This is a genomic window from Desulfobacterales bacterium (assembly GCA_021647905.1).
GTDB lineage: Bacteria > Desulfobacterota > Desulfobulbia > Desulfobulbales > BM004 > JAKITW01.
Window position 1 is genome coordinate 1 of sequence record JAKITW010000110.1, and the last position, 5,345, is coordinate 5,345.

Genomic DNA, 5,345 nt, shown 5'->3' on the forward strand with positions numbered 1-5,345 from the left:
CGCCGCCGCGGCGAAGCGAGTTCCTGCTTGATAGCCTGTTTATGAACAGCCGGCCCTTCTCAATGGAGCGGCCGTTGGTAGAAGAAGACCCCTTTCCCGACAGGAGGGGGTTTACTGAATGTTTACATATTACAAGGCCGGACCGTAACTGCCTGCGCAGCCGGGATTGTCAGGCTCCAGGGCATCATCCTAAAGACAGGATCAATGCAGACCGTGTCCATGTCCACACTTACCAATGGTTTTCTCTGGTATTTCGCCTTTCTTTTTTCGACCGTGGTCCACGAGGCGGCCCATGCCTTTATTGCCAAGGAACTGGGCGACTCCACCGCCTATCACGGCGGGCAGGTCAGTCTCAATCCCCGGCCCCATATCAAGCGGGAATTCATCGGCATGGTGGTGGTGCCGATCCTCTCCTTTGTCATGGGCGGCTGGATGTTCGGCTGGGCCAGCACCCCATACGATCCGGCCTGGGCTCGACGATATCCCCGGCGCTCGGCCTGGATGTCCCTGGCCGGACCCATGGCCAACTTCGGCCTGGTGCTGCTGGCCGGCAGCCTGATCAAGGCCGGCCAACTGGCCCGGGTCTTTCAGCCGCCGGACCGGTTCACCTTTTCCCAGATAGCCATGGCAGCGGACCCCGGCTTCTTCACTATCCCGGCCGCTCTGCTTTCCATCTTCTTTTCGTTGAACCTGATCCTCTTTGTCTTCAATCTGATCCCGGTCCCGCCCCTGGACGGCAGCGGCGCGGTTCCCCTGTTGCTCAACGACCGGCGGGCCCATGCTTTTCAGGACTTCATCCGCCGGCCGCTGTTCATGATAATCGGCATCCTGCTGGCCTGGAAATTCTTCGGCTATATCTTTGGCCCGGTATTCCGGCTGGCCATCACCCTGCTCTATCCGGAGCTGTACTTTTAGGATAAAACAGGTTGGTCATTCATGGTCGGGCATCGCCACTGCGGCCGCTATCCCATTGATTCATGGTCCCGCCCCTCCGGCCCCGGAAAATCATCCGGGCCACCACCCCTGTTTTTTCTCGAAATAATTCCGGCAATGCTATAGCCTGTCCATGCCGGCGCGGTAACAACCAGGACCGGACAACAAAAAACCGGGGGGAAACATGGGCGAACAGGGCACCATCAAGTACAGCAACGGCGGCATCTATATCGGCGAGGTGGAAGAGGACCAGCCCCACGGCTCGGGCCGGATGAGCGCGCCGGACGGCACCCGCTACCAGGGCGATTTTGTAAAAGGTAAATTCCACGGCCACGGCACCCTGCTGCTGCCGGACGGATCAAGCTATGAAGGGGAATTTAAAAACGGGCTGTTCGAGGGAAAGGGCAAGATGGTCCAACCGAAAACCGGCACCTTTGAAGGCACCTTCTCCGGCTCGCTCCTCCACGGCCAGGGCAAGCTGACCCAGCCCGACGGCACCACCTGGGAGGGTGGCTTCAGCAACGGCAAACTGGACGGCCCGGGAATCCTCACCATGCCCAGCGGGCAACGGGTGGAAGGCCGGTTCGTCAACGGCCAGTTCGAGATCGTCGAGCCGGTTGATTCCTCCGGCACCTGACTTTGAGCCTGCGCCGAAGGCTGATATCCAGCCCATTTTAGAGTAAATGGGTAAATGCGTTGTTTTTTCATTTAACAAACCTTCTTCTTGGCTGATCTGGACAGAGATAATGTAACATATTTTGTTAACTATGTAAATAACGTCCCCGATTTTCGCGGGCGCGTCAAGTCGTGCAGTTCGTAGTATAATCGAATGGTTCCAGAACCGGATCGAGGTCCTGGTATCGGTTGGCGATTATCAGAGAGGCGGAGGCCGCCGGGATGTCGGCAAGAAGGTGGAGGCGATCCAGGCCGAACCGGCCCGCAGGAAACAGGACATCTTTGCCGGCCTGGAAACAAAGCTGAAAACAATCCCGGGAAAAGCAGGGAGACCCATGTCCTATCCGGTTGCCATTGCCCGCAAAAACCTCTTCCACGACCGGGTCCGGTTCGTCATCACCCTGGTGGGCATCTCCTTTTCCGTGGTGCTTATTCTGGTCCAGGTCGGGGTTTACCTGGGGATGATGTACAATACATCCAGCATCATCGAGCATACCGACGCGGACATCTGGATCACGGCCCGCAACAATCGCAACTTCGATTTTTCCATGCCCTTTCCCGAGCACCGCGAAAACCAGGCCCGGGCCGTGCCCGGGGTGGCCTGGACCCGCAAGCTGATCCTGGTCTGGTCCATGATGAAGATCAAGGGCGGGGGCAGCGAGAACGTTGAGATGGTGGGGTTCGACCCGGAAAGCGGTATCGGCGGGCCCTGGGAAATGGTCAAGGGCGATATCCGCGACGTCAAATTCCACCGCGGGGTGATCGTGGACGAATCCAGCGTGTCCAAGCTGGGCGAGTTGGAGATCGGCGAGTACCGGGAGGTGGTCAACAAAAAGGTGCGGATCGTCGGGATCAGCCGCGGGGCTCGACGGATCACCACCGCGCCGGTCCTGTTCACCTCGTACAAGACCGCCCAGGAGCTGAACCCCTGGATCGAAGGCCAGACCGTCTTTGTCCTGGTCAAGGCGGAGCCAGGCATGGACCTGACGACCCTGCGCGACCGGCTCGACCGGAAGATGAATCTGGAGGATGTCTACACCCGGGACCAGTTCATCAATGCCACCCGGCGCTACTGGACCTTCAGCACCGGCATGGGGACCGCCTTCGGCTTCACCATCCTGATGGGAATCATCGTCGGCGCGGTCATCGTCAGCCAGACCATTTACAGCGCCACCATCGAACACCTGCGCGAGTTCGGCACCTTGAAGGCCTTGGGCGCTGAGAACAGGATGGTCTACGGCATCATCCTCCAGCAGGCCCTGATCAGCGGCATCCTCGGCTATCTTATCGGTCTGGCTATCAACTTTGTGGTAGTAAAGCTCTACACCAATACCGGTCAGGCAATCATCCAGCCCTGGCCGCTTTTTGCCGCCGACCTGGTGGTGACCCTGGCCACCTGCGTGGCCGCCTCGCTGATTTCGGTGCGCCGGGCCATGCAGGTCGATCCCATGGAGGTGTTCCGAGCATGAACGATCCGACTATCAGCGTGGCCGCTATCTCCAAGATCTACGGTAACCGGGCCGTTCCGGTACCAGCGGTGCGGAAAGCGGACTTTTCCTGCGTTGCGGGCTCGGTCACCGCGATCATGGGCCCCTCCGGCAGCGGCAAAACCACGCTCCTGTCCATTCTCGGCCTGCTCCTGAAACCGACCAGCGGCCGGGTAACGATCATGGGCCTGGACGTCACCGATCTCGACGAGCGGCAACTGCCGGCCCTGCGGCGGGCCCATGTCGGATTCATCTTCCAGTCCTTCAACCTTTTTTCATCCCTGACCGTGCAGGAGAATGTCCTCATTGCCCTGCAACTGCAGAAGACGCCACGTGCTGCGGCCATGGACTCGGCCGGGGCCGCTCTCAAGCGGGTGGACCTGGTCGGACGGAGCGATTTCTATCCTCGCGATCTCTCTGGCGGGGAAAAACAACGGGTCTCCATTGCCAGGGCTATTGCCGCCGACACCCCCATCATCCTGGCCGACGAGCCCACGGCCAATCTCGATTCAAAAACCGGCCTTAAGATCATCGATCTCCTGTACCAATTGGCCGGGGAGCAACGCAAGACCGTGGTGGTGGTTAGCCACGACCTGCGGATCCAGAAACATGTCAACCGAGTACTTTGGATGGAGGACGGTGTGATCCATGAAGATTAATTCTTGTTTTACGCTGATGCTGGCAGTTCCCCTGCTTCTAGGGACGGCAGGGTGCGATTCCCCGCCAACGCAATCCAAGGACCAGTCCGTGGCCGCCGCTGCGGAAGAAGTGGTGACCGTCTATGCCTACGGAATCGTGGAGGCCCGCCGACACTCCACCTTGAGTGCCAAGTTCCCGGGCAAGATCGAGAAGATCCTGGTCAGAGAAGGGGAACCGGTGCACCAGGGGCAGTTGCTCGCCCGATTCGAGGCCCGGGAACTGGAGGTCCAGGTCGAGGTGGCCCGGGCCGCAGCCGGGGTGGCTGAAAAGGTACTGGCCGAGGCCGCGGCCGGGGCTCGGGCCCAGGAGATCGATGTGGCCCGGGAGCAACTCAACGATGCCGAGGCCCGGTTGGCCAAGACCTCCGCCGACTGGGAACGGTATCAACAGCTTCGGGCCGTTGCCGCGGCGGCTCCGGTGGAATGGGAACGATTCCGGCTGCAGCAGGCCAGTGCCCTGGCCCGACGCAACGTCGCCATCGACCGGCTCCGCCTGCTTGAGCAGGGAACCCGGCCCGAGACCATGACGGTCTTGAAACAACGCCTGGAACTGGCCAGGGCCGAGATCGAACGGGCCGAGGCGATCCTGGCCAACGCCAGCTTAACCGCGCCCTATGAAGGGGTGATTACCCGGAAACACCGGGAAGAGGGGGAGGCCTTGGACATCGGCATGCCGGTGATGGATATCGCCACCCTGACGGACCGGTATGTGCGGGCCGAGATCGATGAGACCGATATCGGCCGGATCCGGGTAGACCAGGCCGCGCGAATCACGGCCGACGGCTTCCCCGGCCTGGCCTATAACGGCCGAGTAGTGGAGATCCGGCAACAGATGGGGCCCAAGAAGCTCATCCCCACCGACCCGGCCAAGATTATCGACTATAAGGTGCTCGACGTGGAGGTCTCCCTGCCGAAGGACTGCCCCTTTCCAATCAAGCTGCCGGTAAACGTGCGTATCTCCATAAAATAAAGTAACTTCCCGATACCACTCCAGCAATAGCGCGAAGTTCTTGCGCATCTGCTTTTGCGGGAGCGCTCGCTTTCCACGCGGCAATCTTGATGAACTCGTAACAACCCGAAAGGCTTCAAATGCCACCCAATAAAATCAACAAGTTACAAGACGAATCACGTCCGTCGAGCGGGTTGTTGCGAGACCGACAATCTTGACATCAGGCTTTCCCGGAGGAAGGACCTATCCGGGTCCACTTTCCAGGTTTCGGGAAACCCATGGAAATCACTGCTTCCCGGTATGACCAGGGGGGTAACCACCTGGGCGAACACCCTATTAGCACCCCACCTCCATAGGATTTCTCCACCATACTCCACCGAAAAATCGTATATCTCAGAAATTTATGGAGTTCCGGGTCTAATTATAAGGAGACGGAGTTGGTTTAATAGCTTGTCAACTGCTTAAGTTAATAACCTAACTCCGTTGCTCCCAGGTATCTTTGCCTGAATCCGGGCGCTTTTTGCTCGGCCCGGCGAACAACCTCGGCCGCTTCCTGGCGGCGGTTGTTCTCGATAAGCAGCACTGCCAGGTCGTAGTAGGGGT

General features: G+C 59.4%; 5 protein-coding genes. All 5 read left to right on the forward strand.

Annotated features, from left to right (window positions below; genetic code table 11):
* Positions 1 to 213 precede the first annotated feature (213 nt).
* The 5 genes from L3J03_12060 to L3J03_12080 all read left to right on the forward strand — a co-directional run bounded on the left by L3J03_12060 (position 214) and on the right by L3J03_12080 (position 4,763).
* Positions 214 to 915 (forward strand): site-2 protease family protein, encoded by a 702-nt coding sequence (locus L3J03_12060; GenBank protein MCF6291715.1) that lies wholly within the window; start codon positions 214 to 216, stop codon positions 913 to 915.
* A 202-nt stretch (positions 916 to 1,117) separates the two neighbouring features.
* Entirely contained in the window at positions 1,118 to 1,570 is a 453-nt protein-coding gene (locus L3J03_12065) for a hypothetical protein (GenBank protein ID MCF6291716.1), read from the forward strand.
* A 274-nt stretch (positions 1,571 to 1,844) separates the two neighbouring features.
* Positions 1,845 to 3,077, forward strand: a complete 1,233-nt coding sequence (locus L3J03_12070; protein MCF6291717.1) for an ABC transporter permease — start codon at positions 1,845 to 1,847, stop codon at positions 3,075 to 3,077.
* Complete coding sequence (locus L3J03_12075; GenBank protein MCF6291718.1) at positions 3,074 to 3,754, forward strand: ABC transporter ATP-binding protein; 681 nt, start codon at positions 3,074 to 3,076, stop codon at positions 3,752 to 3,754. The genes L3J03_12070 and L3J03_12075 overlap by 4 nt, the downstream gene beginning before the upstream one ends.
* A complete protein-coding gene (locus L3J03_12080) occupies positions 3,744 to 4,763 on the forward strand; it encodes an efflux RND transporter periplasmic adaptor subunit (protein ID MCF6291719.1) in 1,020 nt (339 codons plus the stop codon). The genes L3J03_12075 and L3J03_12080 overlap by 11 nt, the downstream gene beginning before the upstream one ends.
* Positions 4,764 to 5,345: the final 582 nt, after the last annotated feature.

Bases quoted from the DNA above. Each gene is read 5' to 3' on its own strand.
- L3J03_12065 (MCF6291716.1), top strand. From the start codon at position 1,118: ATGGGCGAACAGGGCACCATCAAGTACAGCAACGGCGGCATCTATATC.
- L3J03_12080 (MCF6291719.1), top strand. From the start codon at position 3,744: ATGAAGATTAATTCTTGTTTTACGCTGATGCTGGCAGTTCCCCTGCTT.
- L3J03_12075 (MCF6291718.1), top strand. From the start codon at position 3,074: ATGAACGATCCGACTATCAGCGTGGCCGCTATCTCCAAGATCTACGGT.